The organism is Micrococcus luteus, from assembly GCF_014138885.1.
In the GTDB taxonomy this organism is placed as follows: Bacteria; Actinomycetota; Actinomycetes; order Actinomycetales; family Micrococcaceae; genus Micrococcus; species Micrococcus luteus.
This window is the reverse complement of the sequence record NZ_JACJIK010000001.1, coordinates 2,370,440-2,386,685: the sequence shown is the minus strand read 5'-3', so window position 1 is coordinate 2,386,685 and position 16,246 is coordinate 2,370,440. Positions and strand designations below refer to the sequence as shown.

Annotated in this window: 12 protein-coding genes; 7 read left to right on the top strand and 5 right to left on the bottom strand. The window is 74.3% G+C overall.

Annotated features, from left to right (window positions below; translation table 11 throughout):
• Window positions 1-82 precede the first annotated feature (82 nt).
• The 3 genes from HDA34_RS11070 (at window position 83) to HDA34_RS11060 (ending at window position 6,550) form a co-directional block, all read left to right on the top strand.
• Window positions 83-1,084 carry a quinone oxidoreductase family protein gene (locus tag HDA34_RS11070; protein ID WP_134377359.1) on the top strand — a complete coding sequence of 334 codons (1,002 nt, stop codon included), beginning with the start codon at window positions 83-85 and terminating at the stop codon, window positions 1,082-1,084.
• Between the two features lie 121 nt (window positions 1,085-1,205).
• A complete protein-coding gene (locus HDA34_RS11065) occupies window positions 1,206-5,213 on the top strand; it encodes a Pls/PosA family non-ribosomal peptide synthetase (RefSeq protein WP_041104187.1) in 4,008 nt (1,335 codons plus the stop codon).
• Window positions 5,210-6,550: a M1 family metallopeptidase gene (locus HDA34_RS11060; RefSeq protein ID WP_036337490.1), complete on the top strand. Its 1,341-nt coding sequence runs from the start codon at window positions 5,210-5,212 to the stop codon at window positions 6,548-6,550. The genes HDA34_RS11065 and HDA34_RS11060 overlap by 4 nt, the downstream gene beginning before the upstream one ends.
• A gap of 18 nt (window positions 6,551-6,568) precedes the next feature.
• Here HDA34_RS11060 and HDA34_RS11055 read toward each other — a convergent pair whose 3' ends face one another.
• From HDA34_RS11055 to HDA34_RS11040, 4 genes are all read right to left on the bottom strand, one after another.
• Window positions 6,569-7,189 carry a 4'-phosphopantetheinyl transferase family protein gene (locus HDA34_RS11055; protein ID WP_036337488.1) on the bottom strand — a complete coding sequence of 207 codons (621 nt, stop codon included), beginning with the start codon at window positions 7,187-7,189 and terminating at the stop codon, window positions 6,569-6,571.
• A 2-nt stretch (window positions 7,190-7,191) separates the two neighbouring features.
• Window positions 7,192-9,771: a phenylalanine--tRNA ligase subunit beta gene (gene pheT, locus HDA34_RS11050; RefSeq protein WP_078025580.1), complete on the bottom strand. Its 2,580-nt coding sequence runs from the start codon at window positions 9,769-9,771 to the stop codon at window positions 7,192-7,194.
• A gap of 3 nt (window positions 9,772-9,774) precedes the next feature.
• Window positions 9,775-10,857, bottom strand: coding sequence for a phenylalanine--tRNA ligase subunit alpha (gene pheS / locus HDA34_RS11045; protein ID WP_049147954.1), 1,083 nt, complete (start codon window positions 10,855-10,857; stop codon window positions 9,775-9,777).
• A 72-nt stretch (window positions 10,858-10,929) separates the two neighbouring features.
• Entirely contained in the window at window positions 10,930-11,937 is a 1,008-nt protein-coding gene (locus tag HDA34_RS11040) for an IS481 family transposase (RefSeq protein ID WP_182496716.1), read from the bottom strand.
• A gap of 97 nt (window positions 11,938-12,034) precedes the next feature.
• On the opposite strand from HDA34_RS11040, the gene HDA34_RS11035 reads away from it, so the two are divergent.
• From HDA34_RS11035 to HDA34_RS11025, 3 genes are all read left to right on the top strand, one after another.
• Complete coding sequence (locus HDA34_RS11035) at window positions 12,035-13,378, top strand: IS256-like element ISMlu11 family transposase (protein WP_012750929.1); 1,344 nt, start codon at window positions 12,035-12,037, stop codon at window positions 13,376-13,378.
• A 128-nt stretch (window positions 13,379-13,506) separates the two neighbouring features.
• Window positions 13,507-13,914, top strand: a complete 408-nt coding sequence (locus HDA34_RS11030; RefSeq protein WP_049147953.1) for a CHY zinc finger protein — start codon at window positions 13,507-13,509, stop codon at window positions 13,912-13,914.
• Window positions 13,911-14,360, top strand: coding sequence for a hypothetical protein (locus HDA34_RS11025; RefSeq protein ID WP_049147952.1), 450 nt, complete (start codon window positions 13,911-13,913; stop codon window positions 14,358-14,360). The genes HDA34_RS11030 and HDA34_RS11025 overlap by 4 nt, the downstream gene beginning before the upstream one ends.
• A 45-nt stretch (window positions 14,361-14,405) precedes the next feature.
• On the opposite strand, the gene HDA34_RS11020 is transcribed toward HDA34_RS11025, so the two are convergent.
• On the bottom strand, window positions 14,406-15,068 hold the full coding sequence (locus HDA34_RS11020; RefSeq protein WP_060974027.1) for a pyroglutamyl-peptidase I: 663 nt from the start codon (window positions 15,066-15,068) through the stop codon (window positions 14,406-14,408).
• A 92-nt stretch (window positions 15,069-15,160) separates the two neighbouring features.
• Between HDA34_RS11020 and HDA34_RS11015 the strand changes: the two genes are divergently transcribed.
• The gene (locus HDA34_RS11015; RefSeq protein ID WP_134377020.1) at window positions 15,161-16,234 is read left to right on the top strand and encodes an Rv2578c family radical SAM protein; all 1,074 of its coding nucleotides are present in this window, start codon (window positions 15,161-15,163) and stop codon (window positions 16,232-16,234) included.
• Window positions 16,235-16,246 lie beyond the last annotated feature (12 nt).

The following is a 16,246-nucleotide window of genomic DNA, read 5'->3' as shown; positions in this document are numbered from 1 at the left end:
ATGCGTTGCACCGAATATCTATGCGGCGCCTCGGGTCCCCCGGGCCGGGCCGGATGGCCCGGCCCGCTCCTAGAGTGGGGCCATGACCACTGCGAACACCCCCGCCGTCCCCCGCACCCACCACGCCGTCGTCGTGTCCGCCACGGGCGGCCCCGAGGTCCTGCAGTGGACCGAGACGGAGGTGCCCTCCCCCGCGCCGGGGCACGTGCTGGTGCGGACCGCCGCGGCGGGCCTGAACTTCATCGAGACGTACCAGCGCTCCGGGGTCTACACGATGGACCTGCCCTTCACCCCCGGTACGGAGGGCTCCGGCGAGGTCATCGCGCTCGGCGAGGGCGTGGACGCCGGGCTCCTGGGGGCCCGTGTCGCCACCGCGACGGCCACCGGTGCGTACGCCGAGCACTTCACCGCCCCCGCGGATCGTCTCCTCACCGTCCCGGAGGGCATCGACCTGGCCGAGGCCGCCGCCCTTCCGCTGCAGGGCATGACGGCCCACTACCTCTGCCGGTCCACCTTCCCGGTGGAGGAGGGCCACACGGTGGTCGTGACGGCCGGTGCCGGCGGGGTGGGGCTCCTGCTCACCCAGCTCGCGACGGCCCGCGGCGCCCGCGTGGTCACCACGGCGTCCACGGAGGAGAAGCGGGAGCTGTCCCGGGGCGCGGGCGCCGTTGCCGCGGTGGACTATCCGGACCTCGCCGCCACGGTGGCGGAGCTGACGGACGGCGAGGGCGCGCACGTCGTGTACGACGGCGTGGGGAAGGACACCTTCGACACCTCGCTCGAGGTGCTGCGCGTGCGCGGCACACTCGTGCTCTTCGGCGGGGCCTCCGGGCAGGTGCCCCCCTTCGACCTGCAGCGGCTCAACGCGGCCGGCTCGCTGTACGTCACCCGGCCCTCGCTGGTGCACTACACGCGCACGGGCGAGGAGACCCGCTGGCGTGGTGGAGAGGTGTTCGGGGCGTGGGCCTCCGGCGAGCTCGACGTACGGATCGGCGAGCGCTTCCCGCTGGCGGACGCGGCCGCCGCGCACGCCGCCCTCGAGTCCCGGTCGACGACGGGCAAGGTGCTGCTCACCCTGTCCTGAGCCGGACCCGCCCGGTGCCTTCCAGGCGCCCCGCGCGGCCGCGGGCGGGGCATAGAATGTCCCGCTGCGGCCTGGTCCGCGTCCGACCCTCGGTTTGCCGCTCACACCCCCGGAGGCCCCTGTGTCCCTTTCGTCCGCCGCGCCCACCCCGCCCTCCGTCCCCCTCGACCCCGCGGGCGCGCCGCATCGGCCGCAGCTGCCCGGCTCCGAGCGCACCCCGCCCGCCCGGACGCTCGTGGAGCTCTTCGACGCCACGGCGCGCGAGCACCCGGACGCGACCGCCCTGGACGACGGCGTCGAGCCGCTGACGTACGCGGAGCTGCGGGAGCGCGTCGACGAGACCGCCCGCCACCTGTGGGCCGCCGGCGTGCGGGCGGGAGACCGGGTCGGCGTGCGGATCGCCTCGGGCACGGCCGCGCTGTACGTCTCGATCCTCGGCGTGCTCGCCGCCGGCGCGGCCTACGTCCCCGTGGACGCGGACGATCCGGAGGAGCGCGCCCGCCTCGTGTTCGGCGAGGCGAAGGTGGCCGGCGTCCTCACCGACGAGCGGGTCTACGCCCCGCACCCCGAGCACACCGCGGACCCGGCCGCGGAGGCCCGCGCCCCCGGGCTCGAGGACGACGCGTGGATCATCTTCACCTCTGGCTCGACGGGCACCCCCAAGGGCGTGGCGGTGAGCCACCGCTCGGCCGCGGCCTTCGTGGACGCCGAGGCGCGGATCTTCCTGGCGGACGATCCGCTCGCCCCGGGCGACCGCGTGCTGGCGGGACTGTCCGTCGCGTTCGACGCCTCGTGCGAGGAGATGTGGCTCGCCTGGCGTCACGGTGCGTGCCTGGTCCCGGCCCCCCGCTCGCTCGTGCGCTCCGGCATGGACCTCGGCCCGTGGCTCGCCGAGCGGCGCATCACCGCCGTGTCCACCGTGCCGACCCTCGCCGCGATGTGGCCCACCGAGGCCATGGACAACGTCCGGCTGCTGATCTTCGGCGGCGAGGCCTGCCCGCCCGAGCTCGCCGCGCGCCTGGCGGAGGACGGCCGCGAGGTCTGGAACACCTACGGCCCCACGGAGGCCACCGTCGTCGCGTGCGCGGCCCCGCTCACGGGTCTCGGCCCGGTCCGCATCGGCCTGCCCCTGGACGGCTGGGACCTGGCCGTCGTCGACCCGCAGACCACGCTGCCCGTGGCCGAGGGCGAGACGGGCGAGCTGATCATCGGCGGCGTCGGCCTGGCCCGCTACCTCGACCCGGCCAAGGACGCCGAGAAGTACGCCCCCATGCCCTCCCTCGGCTGGGAGCGTGCCTACCGCTCCGGTGACCTCGTGGTCTTCGAGCCGGAGGGCCTGCTGTTCGTCGGCCGCGCCGACGACCAGGTGAAGCTCGGCGGCCGCCGCATCGAGCTCGGCGAGGTGGACGCGGCCCTCCAGGCCCTGCCCGGCGTCCACGGCGGCGCCGCGGCCGTGCAGACCACCCCGGCGGGCCACCAGATCCTCGTCGGCTACCTCGTCCCCGCGGACCCCGAGGCCGAGCTCGACCTGCACATGGCCCGCGAGCACCTCGCGGCGGAGCTGCCGGCCGCCCTCGTGCCCCGGCTGGCCGTCGTGGACTCCCTGCCCACGAAGACCTCCGGCAAGGTGGACCGCCACGCGCTGCCGTGGCCCCTGCCCGGCGCCGAGGTGGACGAGGACGCGCCCCAGCCGAACGAGGACACCGCCGACGGCTGGGTGCTGCGCCAGTGGGCGGACGTGCTCGGCGCGCCCCCCAAGGACGCCGACACCGACTTCTTCGAGGCCGGCGGCGGCTCGCTCGCCGCTGCCCAGCTCGTGGCCCGCCTGCGCCTGCGCCACCCGGCCGTGACCGTCCAGGACGTCTACCGCAACCCCACCGCCGGGGCCCTCGTGGCCGCCGTCGTGGGCGACGACGGCCCCCGCGGCATCGAGGTGCACGACCGGCACGTCGACCGCACCCGCCACCGCACCCAGTGGGTCCAGACCCTCGTGGGACTGCCCGTGTTCGTCCTGCCCGCCCTGCGCCTGGGCGTGTGGACCGGCCTGGCCCTGAACCTGCTGACGCTCTCCGGGCTCGCGCCCGGGCTGCCCACCGTGCCGTGGTGGGTGCTGATCGTGGCCGGTCTGCTGGTGGTGACCGTGCCCGGCCGCATGCTGCTCACCGCCGCGACGGCCCGGCTGCTGCTGCGCGGCGTGAGCCCCGGGTCCTACCCGCGCGGTGGCCGCGTCCACCTGCGCCTGTGGCTCGCCCAGCAGATCAGCGACCTCGTGGACCCCTACTCGCTGGCCGGCGCCACGTGGGTGCCCGCCTACGCGCGACTGCTGGGCAACCGGATCGGCAAGGACGTGGACATGCACACCGTGCCACCGGTCACCGGCATGCTCACGGTCGAGGAGGGCGCCGCGATCGAGCCTGAGGTGGACCTGTCCGGCTACTGGGTCGACGGCGACGTCGTCCGGCTCGGCGAGGTGCGCATCGGCGCGGACGCCGTCGTGGGCGCCCGCTCCACGCTCCTGCCGGGCGCCCAGGTCGGCGCCGGGGCGCACGTCGAGGCCGGGTCCACCGTCGCCGGGCGGGTGCGCGGCGGCCAGCGCCACGCCGGCTCCCCCGCCGTCAAGGTGGGCAAGGTGAAGTCCCGCGGCCCCGCCGAGGCGCCGCGGGAGACCCCGGGCTGGCGCCTGATGGCGACCGTCCTCTCGACCCTCATCTCCCTCCTTCCGCTCGTCTCCGCCGCCGCGGCGGCCGCGGTGGCCGCGTGGTCGCTGACCTGGTGGCCGCCGGCCCCGGAGGCGGGGCCGCTGGCCGCCGTCGGGACCACCGCGGCGCGCCTGCTGGCCGCAAGCCCCCTGGTGGCCGGCGTCTGGTTCCTGACCCAGATGCTGCTCGTGCTCGTCACCGTGCGCCTGCTCGCGCTCGGCATCACGGAGGGGCACCACCCCGTGCGCTCCCGGGTCGGCTGGCAGGTGTGGGCCACCGAGCGCGTCCTCGACGCCGCCCGCGACCAGCTGTTCCCGATCTACGCCTCCCGCTTCACGCCGACGTGGCTGCGCCTGTTGGGCGCCGAGGTGGGCCGCGGCGTCGAGGCCTCCACCGTGGTGCTCCTGCCCTGCATGACCCGCGTGGGCGACGGCGCGTTCCTCGCCGACGACACGATGGTCTCCTCCTACTCCCTCGACGGCGGGTGGATGCACGTGGCCCCCGCGAAGGTCGGCAAGCGCTCGTTCGTGGGCAACTCCGGCATGGTGCCCGGCGGCCGCACCCTGCGCCGCGACTCGCTCGTGGCGGTGCTGTCCACCACCCCGGCCAAGACCAAGGCGGGCACGTCCTGGATGGGCTCCCCGCCCGTGCGCCTGCGCCGCAACGAGGTCACCGCAGACGCCGCCCTCACCTACGACCCGCCGGCCCGACTCAAGGCCGCCCGCACCGCCTGGGAGCTGCTGCGCGCGATCCCGGTGTGGCTGCACGTGGCCCTGTCCCTCGCCGTCGGCGCGACGCTGGCCGCCCTCATCGCGGTCGGCACGTGGGCGCTGGCCTTCGTCCTGGGCGGCGTCGTCCTGCTCGCGGCCGGCGCGGTCGCGGCGAGCCTGACCGTGCTCGCCAAGCGGGTCTTCGTCGGCCGGATCCGCGCGGGCGAGCACCCGCTGTGGTCCTCGTTCATCTGGCGCAACGAGGTCGCGGACACCTTCACCGAGTTCCTCGCCGCCCCGTGGTTCAGCCGGGCCGCGGCCGGGACCCCCGCCCTGGTCTGGTTCCTGCGCGCGATGGGCGCCCGCATCGGCCACGGCGCCTGGGTCGAGTCCTACTGGCTGCCCGAGGCCGACCTCGTGGAGCTCGGCGACGGCGCCACCGTGAACCGCGGCTGCGTCGTCCAGACCCACCTGTTCCACGACCGCGTGATGTCCCTGGACGCCGTCGTCCTGGAGGACGGCGCCACCCTCGGCCCCCACTCCGTGGTGCTGCCCGCCGCCCGCCTGGGCCGCGGCACCACCGTCGGTGCCGGGTCCCTCGTGATGCGCGGCGAGGAGCTGCCCGCCGGCACGTGGTGGCTCGGCAACCCGGTCTCCCCGTGGCGTCGTCCCGACGGCGACCCCGCCGCCGCGGCCACCCCCTCCCGAGAGGAAGCATGAGCACCGATCCCTACGTCCCGGGCGTCGGCACCGACGCCGCCACCGTCGAGCACATCGCACTGGACCTCGACGTGCGCCTGGCCGCGAACCGGGTCTCCGGCACCGCCGTCCTGCGCGTGCGCCTGACGAAGCAGAGCCGCCGCATCGAGCTGGACCTGTACCGGCTGCGCGTGTCCCGGGTGGACGCCGTCGTCGACGGCCGCGCCGTCGCCTCCTCGTTCACCCAGCCGGGCCGCGCCCCGAGCCGCCTCGTCGTCGACCTGGACGAGAGCCGGCCGGAGGGCACGCTCGTGGAGCTGACCGTGGTCTACGCGGGCACGCCCACGCTGCGGCGCAGCCCGTGGGGCACGATCGGCTGGGAGGAGCTCACGGACGGCGTGCTCGTGGCCGGGCAGCCCCACGGCGCCTCCACGTGGCTGCCGTGCGTGGACTCCCCCACCTCCCGCTCGACGGCGGAGATCACCCTCACCTGCGACGCGGGCTACCTGCCCGTCGCCAACGGCGTGGGCGCGCCCGTGCGCACGCGCGGCTCGCGGGTCACGTGGCGGTGGCGGCTCGACCAGCCCGTGCCCGCCTACCTGCTCAGCGTGCAGATCGGCCGCTACCGGCTCGTGGACGCCGCCCCTCCCGCCGAGGGCCTGCCGCCGCTGCGCCTCGTGGTCTCCCCGCGGACCGAGCAGCGGGCCCTCCGGGCCCTTGCCCCCCAGCCGGCCATGATGGCCACGTTCATCGACGCCTACGGGCCATACCCATTCGAGGACTACACCGCGGTCGTGGCCGACGAGGAGCTCGAGATCCCGCTCGAGGCCGCGAGCATGTCGCTGTTCGGCACCAACCACCTGGACGGCTCGTGGGAGTCCGAGCGGCTGATCGCCCACGAGATGTCCCACCAGTGGTTCGGCAACGCCGTGACCCTGGGCCGCTGGTCCGACCTGTGGCTGCACGAGGGCTTCGCCTGCTGGTCCGAGTGGCTGTGGGCCGAGGCCTCGGGGCGGTCCAGCATCACCTCGATGGCGCGGCGGGCCTGGCAGAAGCTGGCCGCGCACCCGGTGGAGCAGGCGCTGGCCGAGCCCGGGCCGGAGGAGATGTTCGAGGACTGGGTGTACAAGCGCGGCGCGCTCACCGTGGAGGCGCTGCGGCACCTGCTGGGCACGGACCTCTTCGGCTCCATGCTGCGCGCCTGGGTGCGGGAGCACCGGTTCGGCACCGTCGACTCCCTGGGGCTGCGCACGCACGTGCACGCGTGGGCCCCGCACGCCGGGGTGAGCCGAGCGCAGGTGGACGAGCTCTTCGACGCGTGGACGCTGCGGCCCGAGCTGCCGCCGTTCCCGGGCTGAGGCGCCCGCGCGGTCGACTCAGCGGCCCCGCAGCGCCAGCGCCCCGAGGAGACCGCCCGGCAGCCGGTCGGTGAGGTCCACCAGCACGACGTCGGCCGGCACGGTCAGTGCGTCGACGGCGGCGGGGTCGCCCGTGAAGCCGGTGCCGGCGGCCTTCACGAGCGCCTCCTTCCGCGTCCACAGCCGGGCCCGCGCGGCGGGCCTCTCGGGGGCGGGAAGCTCCCGCACCCGGGCGCGCTCCGCCGTCGAGAAGCCCACCCCGCCCAGGCCGTCCTCGTCCGCGAAGGCCGCGGCGTCCGCCCGCTCGACGTCCACCCCGAGGCCGAGCCCGTCGGCGGGCCGTGCCGGCGCCCACCACGCCCCGATCCGAGCCCGGTCCTCAGTGCCGGGCATCCGGACGCGCGTGAACGAGACGAGGGCGACCCGGCCGGGGGGCAGGCCGGTCAGCGCGGGGACGCCGTGCGCGGCCGAGCCGCAGCGCGGGCAGGCGTGCCGGAGCCCGAGCGGCCCCACCGGCACGCCCCAGGCCGCCGTCAGGGCGGTGCGCACCTGACCGAGCAGCGCGGAGACGGCGTCGGCCGCCCCCGCCGAGGCGGGGACGGCCGAGGTCAGGCCCCACGGGCCGGTCGCGACGGACACGGTCAGCGCTGGACCGCCCCGTGCCGCTGCGCCGCGAGCGCGGTGGCCGCGGCGCGGGCCTCGGAGACCTCCTCCGCGGTGAGCGTGCGGTCAGGGGCGCGGAAGCGCAGGGAGAACGCGAGGGACTTCCGCCCCTCCGGCACGCCCGCGCCCCGGTAGACGTCGAACAGCTCGACGGCCTCGAGCAGCTCCCCGGCACCCTCGGCGAGGGTCGCGCGCACGTCCCCGGCCACGACGGCCTCGTCCACCACGAGCGCCACGTCCTGCGTGCTCACGGGGAACGTGGACAGCGGTGCGGCGACCACGATCTCGGGGGCCGCGGCGCACAGCGCGTCCAGGTCCAGCTCCCACACGCTCGTGCGGGCGGGCAGGTCCTCGGCCTCGAGCCACTGCGGGTGCAGCTCGCCGGCGACGCCCACCACCCGGTCCCCGTGCTCGGTCACGACGACGAGCTCGGCCACCCGGCCCGGGTGGAACGCGTGGTGCCGGCCCTGGCGGACGGTCAGCTCGACGCCGAGGACGTCGGCCACGTCGAGGGCCCCGGCGATCGCGTCCTGCCAGTCCACCGGGCGGGGGTCGTGGTCCGGCCCGGGCGCCGAGTCGTGCCCGGCGTACAGACCGGCCACGTGCCACGGCTGAGCGGGGATGCCGGCCTCGAGGTCGGCGAGGACCTCGGCGGAGGGGTGGACCGCGCGCGGGGGGATCGTCGCCGAGCCCAGCTGCGCGCCGGGCAGGAAGACCAGCCCCATCTCGTACAGCGCCAGATCGCGGAAGCCGCGTCCGAGGTTGCGGCGCGCGGTCTCGACGAGGCCCGGCAGCAGCGACAGGCGCAGGTACCGGTACTGGGAGGCGATCGGATTGGCCAGGGCCACCATCGCCAGGGCCTGGCCCTGCGCGTCCGAGTCCGCCCCGAAACGCCGGTTCTGCTCCTCGGAGACGAACGGGTAGGCCAGCACCTCGGTGAGTCCCGCGGCCGCGAGCGCGGCCGACACGCGGCGACGCTGGGCCTGGCGGCGGGTGAAGCCGCGGCCCGGCGGGGCCACGGGCACCACGGAGGGGATCGCGTCGTAGCCGCGCAGGCGCGCGACCTCCTCGGCGAGGTCCTCGGGGATGCGCAGGTCCGTGCGCCACGACGGGGCGGTCACGGTCAGCCGCGGGGCGACGTCGGCGGCGGCCTCGGCGACGGCCACCTCGGCGCCCAGGGCGCGCAGCGTCTCCACGACCTCGTCGGTCGTGTACGCCACGCCCACCAGGGCGGAGGGGAAGTCGGCGGCCATCTCGACGACGGCCGGCTGCGGCCGCGTCCCGACGTCGGTGACCCCGGGCTCGGCGGTGCCGCCGGCGAGCTCGACGAGCAGCTGCACGGCCCGCTCGGCCGCCTCGTCGGCGATCTCCCAGTCGACGCCGCGCTCGTTGCGCTTCGACGCCTCCGAGGGCAGGCGGTGCCGGCGCCGCGTACGGGCGATCGACACGGGGTCGAAGTTCGCGGACTCGACCACGATCGTGGTGGTGGCGTCCGTGACCTCGGTGGCGGCCCCGCCCATGACGCCCGCCAGGCCGATGGGGCCGGAGTCGTCCGTGATGAGCAGGTCCTCGGGGTCGAGCTCGCGCTCCTTGCCGTCGAGGGTGGTCAGGGTCTCTCCGGCCCGCGCGCGGCGCACCACGATCTCGCCGGAGAGCGTGTCCGCGTCGTAGAAGTGCAGGGGCTGGCCCAGCTCCCACATGACGTAGTTGGAGATGTCCACCGGCAGGGAGATGGTGCGGATGCCGGCCAGGCGCAGGCGCGCGGCCAGCCACGGCGGGGTCGGGCGGGTCGCGTCCACGCCGGAGACCGTGCGGGCCACGAACCGGGTGGCCCCGGGCTCGCCGTGGATCGGCGCGTCGTCGTCGATGCGGACGGCCGGGCCGGCGTCGTCGGCCGCGGGCGGGTGGACGGCGGCGGCCGGGTCCGTGAAGGGCACGCCGGTGGCGTGCGCGTACTCGCGCGCGACGCCGCGCATCGAGAACGCGTAGCCGCGGTCGGGCGTCACGTTGATCTCGGCGGCCTCGCCGTGCAGGTCCAGGACGTCCCGGGCGTCGGTGCCCGGCTCGGGGTCGAGCCCGAGGTCGCCGAGCACGATGATCCCGTCCGTGCCGTCGTCGCCCATGCCCAGCTCCGTGCTGGAGGCGATCATGCCGGCCGAGACGTGGCCGTAGGTCTTACGGGGGCTGATGCGGAAGTCGCCGGGCAGCACCGCGCCGGGCAGGGCCACGACGACCTTGTCCCCGACCTCGAAGTTGTGGGCGCCGCACACGATGCCCTGCACGCCGGAGGGCTCGATCCCCTCGCCGGTGAGCGGCTGTGCGGCGCCCTCGGGCACCACGCGCACGGAGCACCAGTTGATGGTCTTGCCGTTCTTCTGCGGCTCGGGCTCCTTGGAGAGCACCTGCCCGACGACGATCGGGCCCTGCAGCTCGGCAGCCGGACGGTGGACGTCCTCCTCCTCGAGGCCGACGCGGACGAGGTCGGCCATCACGTCCTCGGCACGGTGCTCCGCGGGCACGGGGACGAACTCCCGCAGCCAGTCCAGGGGGATGCGCATGGATCAGACCTCCATTCCGAAGTGCTGGGAGAAGCGGACGTCGCCCTCGATCATGTCGTGCATGTCCGGGACCTCGTTGCGGAACATGAGCGTGCGCTCCACGCCCATGCCGAACGCGAACCCGGAGTACTCCTCCGGGTCCAGGCCCGCGGCGCGCAGCACGTTCGGGTGCACCATGCCGCAGCCGCCCCACTCGATCCAGCGGGGCCCGCCCTTGGCGCCGGGGTGCCAGATGTCCAGCTCGGCGCTGGGCTCGGTGAACGGGAAGAAGTTCGGGCGCAGGCGGATGGCCGCCTCCGCCCCGAACATCTGGCGGGCGAAGTACTCGAGGGTGCCGCGCAGGTGGGCCATGGTCAGGCCCTTGTCCACGGCCAGGCCCTCGAACTGGTGGAACACCGGGGTGTGCGTGGCGTCCAGCTCGTCCGTGCGGAACGTGCGGCCCGGGCACAGCACGTAGGTGGGGGCTCCCCGCTCGAGCAGGGAGCGCATCTGCACCGGAGAGGTGTGGGTGCGCAGCAGCAGGTGGGCCTCGGCCGGGTCCACGAAGAAGGTGTCCTGCATCTCGCGGGCCGGATGATCCGGCGCGAAGTTGAGGGAGTCGAAGTTGAACCACTCGGACTCGAGCTCGGGGCCCTCCGCGATCTCCCAGCCCATGCCGACGAAGATCTCCGAGACACGGTCCATCGTCAGCGAGAGCGGGTGACGGGCGCCGACGCGGCGGCGACGGACCGCGGTGGTCACGTCCACCGTCTCCTCGCGCAGGATCCGCGCGGCCTGCTCCGCCTCGAGCACCTCGGTGCGGGCGGCCAGGGCCTTGCCCAGGCGGCCGCGTGCGGCGCCCATGAGCTTGCCGGCCTCCGCCTTGCGCTCCTTGGGCAGAGCGCCGATCGCCTTGTTCGCGAGAGTCAAGGGGGCCCGGTCGCCGGTGTGGGCCAGGCGGGCGGCCTTGAGTTCATCGAGGTCGGCCGCGGCCTCATATGCGGCGAGCGCGGCCTGCACAGCGGCCTCCACCGCCTCCGCGTCCACGGGGGAGATCTCCGCCACGGGCGCGGTGGGCTCCGCGCCGGTCTCGGGGCTGGGTGTCATCAGGGCAACGACCTTCGCATGGGGGACGGTGGGACGCCCGTCAGTCTAGTGTCCGCCCCGGGCCCGCTCGGCCTAGGTGTAGGAGGGCATGACGTTGTTGACTCGGGCCGGTGCCAACGAGGCCGGAGGAGCGTCTCCGCAGGAGGTATGAGGCCGATGGTAGTTGTAGTGGTTCACCCACACTGCCAACGCCGCACGCCGAGCTTGCTCTGAGGAGTACGGGCGGGCGTAGAGGACCTCATCGACCATCAGCCGGTTGTACCGTTCGACCTTCCCGTTATGGCGCGGGGTGTAGGGGCGGATCCGGTGATGCCGGCCCCCGAGCGAGACCACCTTCGCGGTGAAGTCCGCAGCCCGATAGTTGTTCCCGTTGTCCGTGACCACCCGGTCCACGGTGATGCCGTGGGCGGCGAAGAACGCCCTCGCCCGGCAGTAGAAGCTCACGGTCGTGGCCGCCCGCTCGTCCTCCAACGCCTCGGTGTAGGCCAGGCGGGTGTACCCGTCGATCGCCGAGTGCAGGTAGGTGTAGCCGACCCGCCGGCCTGCACCACGCTTGGAAGCACGGCCTGCTTCACTGTCACGTCCGTGAGCACGCCAGCCGCCCCCGTCTGGGATCTTCCCGATCTTCTTCACATCCAGGTGCACCATGTGCCCCGGGCCGCGGGCGGTGATCTTCTGGGGTCGTTGGCGCAGGTCTTCTCCGGCCGGGGTCAGGTCCCGTAGGCGGGAGATCCCGAGTCGGTGCAGCCACCGTCCCACGGTACGAAGACACACCCGGTGGCCCTCGGAGACGAGGTGGTGATGGATGCGCCGTGCGGACCACTTGCGCTCCCGCCGCAGGGCGTGGATCTGGGCGACCAAGACCGGATCGAGCTGGGCAGGTGAACGGTGCGGCCGGCTGGGCAGGTCCTGAAGGCCGGCTTCTCCCTGGGCGCGGTAGCGGGCGACCCAAGTGGCCACCGTGGGCCGGCTCACCCGGAACTCGGCGGCCACGTGCGCCTGCGGGATCCCGTCGTGCAGGTGGCGGTGGACCATCCTGAGACGGCCGGTCGGGGTCAGGGGTGCGTTAGCGTGAGTCATGAGTGGGTCTTCTCGGGCAGGTCGGTGGTGTAGGAACTTCGGGCGTGTCAGATGGTCTGTGTAAGCCGTACCGAGAGGAACGGTAAGAATCATGACCATGATCGACGAGAAGAACCCAGGCGAGCCCTCGGGCCAGGACCTGGTCGAGCAGCTGAAAGCCTCAGGGCAGCTTGATGCCCTGTTCGCGCAGATCGACGCGGGCGGCGTCGAGCTCACCGGTGACGGCGGGTTCGTGCCCGCGCTGGTCAAGGCCGCGCTCGAGCGGGGCCTGCAGGCCGAGCTGACCAGCCATCTGGGCTACGAGAAGGGCTCGAGCGAGGCGCCGAAGCACGCCAACTCCCGCAACGGGACCACCCCGAAGACCGTGGAGTCCGAGGTCGGGCCGATCGAGCTGGACGTCCCGCGAGACCGGGGCGGGTCGTTCACCCCGCGCCTGGTGCCCAAGGGCCAGCGGCGCCTCGGGGGCCTGGATGACATGATCATCAGCCTCTATGCCGGCGGAATGACGATCCGGGACATCCAGCACCACCTGGCCTCCACGATCGGCACGGACCTGTCGCACGAGACGATCTCCAACATCACCGACGCCGTGAGCGAAGAGGTCCTGGCGTGGCAGTCGCGGCCGCTGGAGGAGTTCTATCCGGTGATCTATCTCGACGCAATCCGGATCAAGATCCGAGAGAACAGCCAGGTCCTCAACCGTGCCGCCTACATCGCCGTCGGCGTGGACCTCGAGGGCATCAAGCACGTGCTGGGGATCTGGGTCCAGGACACCGAGGGCTCGGCGTTCTGGGCCCACGTCTGCGCCGATCTCGCCAACCGGGGCGTGCAGGACGTGCTGATCGTGTGCTGCGACGGGCTCAAGGGCCTGCCGGAGGCGATCGAGGCGACGTGGCCGGACTCGATGGTCCAGACCTGCGTGGTTCACCTGATCCGGGCCGCGATGCGGTTCGTGGCCTACCAGGACCGCAAGAAGGTCGCCGCCGCGCTGAAGCCGATCTACACCGCCCCCAACGAAGAGACCGCGAGGAAGGCGCTGGCCGAGTTCGAGGCCTCCGAGCTCGGCACGAAGTACCCGTCTGCAGCCGCGACCTGGGCGAACTCCTGGGAGCGGTTCATCCCGTTCCTGCAGTTCCCACCCATGCTCCGCAAGGTCATCTACACGACCAACAGCATCGAGTCGCTGAACTTCCAGCTACGGAAGGTGACCAAGAACCGCGGCCACTTCCCCTCGACCGAGGCGGCGGTGAAGCTGCTCTGGCTGGCGATCTGCAACATCGAAGACAAACGCGCCGCCGAACGCGCTCGGGACCGGGGCAAACCCGCCGGCCAGCGCAAAGCCCAGGGCCGGCTCGTCGAAGGCCAGGCCGTCACGAACTGGAAGCAGGCCCTCGCCCAGCTCGCCGCGGCCTACCCCGACCGGATCAACCCCTACCTGTGACCACCCCGCTTACACAGACAAGTTGACACGCCCGGAACTTCCATCCTGCGGGAGAGGCCCACTCGTCTCATCTCAGCCCGGTACCCATGTCAAGAACCTCATGACCCACAACACCTAGGCTGAGGCGCATGACCGCCCCGGACTCCCTCGACGGCACCGACCCGCTGCTGCGGGGCGTGGGCCTGGACGCGCAGACCCGCTGCGCCCATTACGCCACGGCGCGGGACGTCGTCGCCCTGCGCTTCGCCTGCTGCCCCGCGTACTGGTCCTGCCACCGCTGCCACGCGGAGCTCGCCGACCACCCGGCCGTGCCGGTGCCTGCCGGCGAGTTCGACCGGCCGCATGTGCTGTGCGGGGTGTGCCGCACCGAGCTGAGCGTGACCGCCTACCTCGCCCTCGAGGCCACCGCTGATCCTGCGTGCCCGGCCTGCGGGGCGCCGTTCAACCCGGGCTGCGCCGCCCATGCCCCGCTCTACTTCGACGTCCCCGCGTCCGGGTCCCCCGCCGGGGACGCCGATCCTGCGGCACAGCCATGACCGCGGCCCCCTCCCGGCCGTCGCCTCCGGCGCACGTGCGGGCGCGCGGGCTGTGGAACCTGCTGAACCTGGCGACGCCGCTGGGGCTGGTGGGCGCCGTCGTCGCCGGCTGCGCGCTGCGGCCCGGACCGCACGGGCTGATCGAGGCCCACGGCTGGACGCACCGGTTCCCGGGCGGGGCCGCGTTCACGGTCGGCGACGTCGTGTTCACCCGCCCCGGCCTGCGCATGACGCCCGCGCTGTGGCGGCACGAGGCCGGCCATGCGGACCAGTACGCCCTCCTGCTGGGTCTGCCCTTCCTGCCGGCGTACGCGCTGGCGGCGGCGTGGTCGATGTGGCGGACCGGGGATCCGGCCTCGCGCAACGTCTTCGAACGACGCGCGAGCCTGGCCCTGGGCGGCTACATCGAGCGGCCCGTGGTCCGCGGCCTGCGGCGCCGCCGCTGACGGGCACGGGCGATCGCGCCGACACGGACCCGGGGTCCGGGGAGGTCAGTGCAGGGTGCCGCCGGGGACGTCGAGGTCGGGGCCGCCGGCCAGCGCCGTCAGGGCGGCCTCGGCCACCGCGCGCGCCAGGTCGGCCGCGGGCAGGGCCGGGGTGTCCGGCGTCGGGCGGTGCTCGGTGTCCCACGGCACGTGGATGAAGCCGGCGGCCCGGGCGGTGCCGGGGCCGTCGAGGAGCGAGTACATGACGTGGTTGCACACGAACGCGCCCGCGGACAGGGACGGCTCCGCGGCGACGCCGGCCTCCCGGATCGCGGCGACGGCACGCTTGGCGGGCAGGGTGGCGAACAGGGCCGCGGGACCGTCGGCGCGCACGGGCCGGTCCACGGGCTGCTCCCCCGCGTTGTCCGGGATCCGGGCGTCCTGCAGGTTCACGGCCACCCGTTCGACCCGGACCGTCGCCGTGCCGCCAGCCAGCCCGACGGCGATCGCCACCTCCGGCCGGACCCGGTCGAGGGCCGCGGTCAGGGCCGGCCCGGCCGCGCCGAACGCGCACGGCAGCTCGACCGCCTCGGCCGTCACACCCCGGTCCGCCAGGATGCCCACGGCGTCCCGCGCGGCGGCGATCGACGGGTTGTGGACATCGCCGCCGAAGGGCTCGAAGCCCGTGAGCAGGACGCGGGCGGCCGGGGCGGGTGCACGGGAGGTCATGGCGACCACGGTAGGCGCGTCTCGGCGCCCGCGCCACGCCCGGACTCGAACACGCTTGCGGGTCGATTCGAACATGTGTTCTACTTCTGGCCATGCGATGGGAAGCGCAGACCCTGCGGTCCGAGGGCGGAGCCCAGCGGGCGACGGCCGGCACACCGGCCGGCTCCGCCGCCCTGCTGCCGCTCTCGGACCTGCAGCGGAGTGTCACCACCCCGGAGTTCGCGGGCGTCACCTTCCATGAGGTGCTCGCCAAGACCGCACTGAACTCGGTGCCGTCCGCCTCGGCCATGCCGTTCCGCTGGACCGTGAACCCGTACCGCGGCTGCACCCACGCCTGCCGGTACTGCTACGCCCGCAGCACCCACACCTTCCTCGAGCTCGACGCCGGGGTCGACTTCGACCGGCAGATCGTCGTGAAGGTCAACGTCGCCGAGGTGCTGCGCGCCGAACTCGCCCGCCCCACGTGGGGCCGCGAGGCGGTGGCGTTGGGGACGAACACGGACCCGTATCAGCGGGCCGAGGGCCGCTACGCGCTGATGCCCGGGATCATCCGGGCCCTGGCCGATTCCGGCACCCCGTTCTCCGTGCTGACCAAGGGGACCCTGCTCGCGCGGGATGTGCCCCTGCTGCAGGCGGCCTCGCGCCAGGTGCCGGTGCAGGTCTCGCTGTCCCTGGCGATGCTCGACCCCGCCATCGCCGCCGCGGTCGAGCCGGGCACGCCGTCGCCGACCGCACGCCTGCGCCTGATCGAGCGGCTCGCCGCCGCGGGTGCGGACGTCACCGTCATGGCCATGCCCCTGCTGCCGTGGCTCACGGACGGGGACCGCGAGATCGACGCCCTCATGCGCGCGCTGGCGGACGCCGGAGCCGCGCGCGTCATGCCGGGCGCCCTGCACCTGCGGCCGGGCGCGAAGGAGTGGTACCTGGACTGGATCCGCCGCGAGCACCCGGATCTGCTGGCCGGCTACGAGCAGATGTACGCCCGGTCCGCCTACGCGCCCGAGTCGTACCGCCGCATGCTCACCCGGATGGCCGGGGAGGCCGCCGCACGGCACGGCCTGGCCCGCGGCGGCGCCCACGGCATCCGGCGCGAGGACGATCCCCCGGCCCGGCGCCGGCCGGCGTCCCGGCCCTCCGCTCCGGCGGCGCAGCCCGCGCTGTTCTGACCGGTCCGCGGG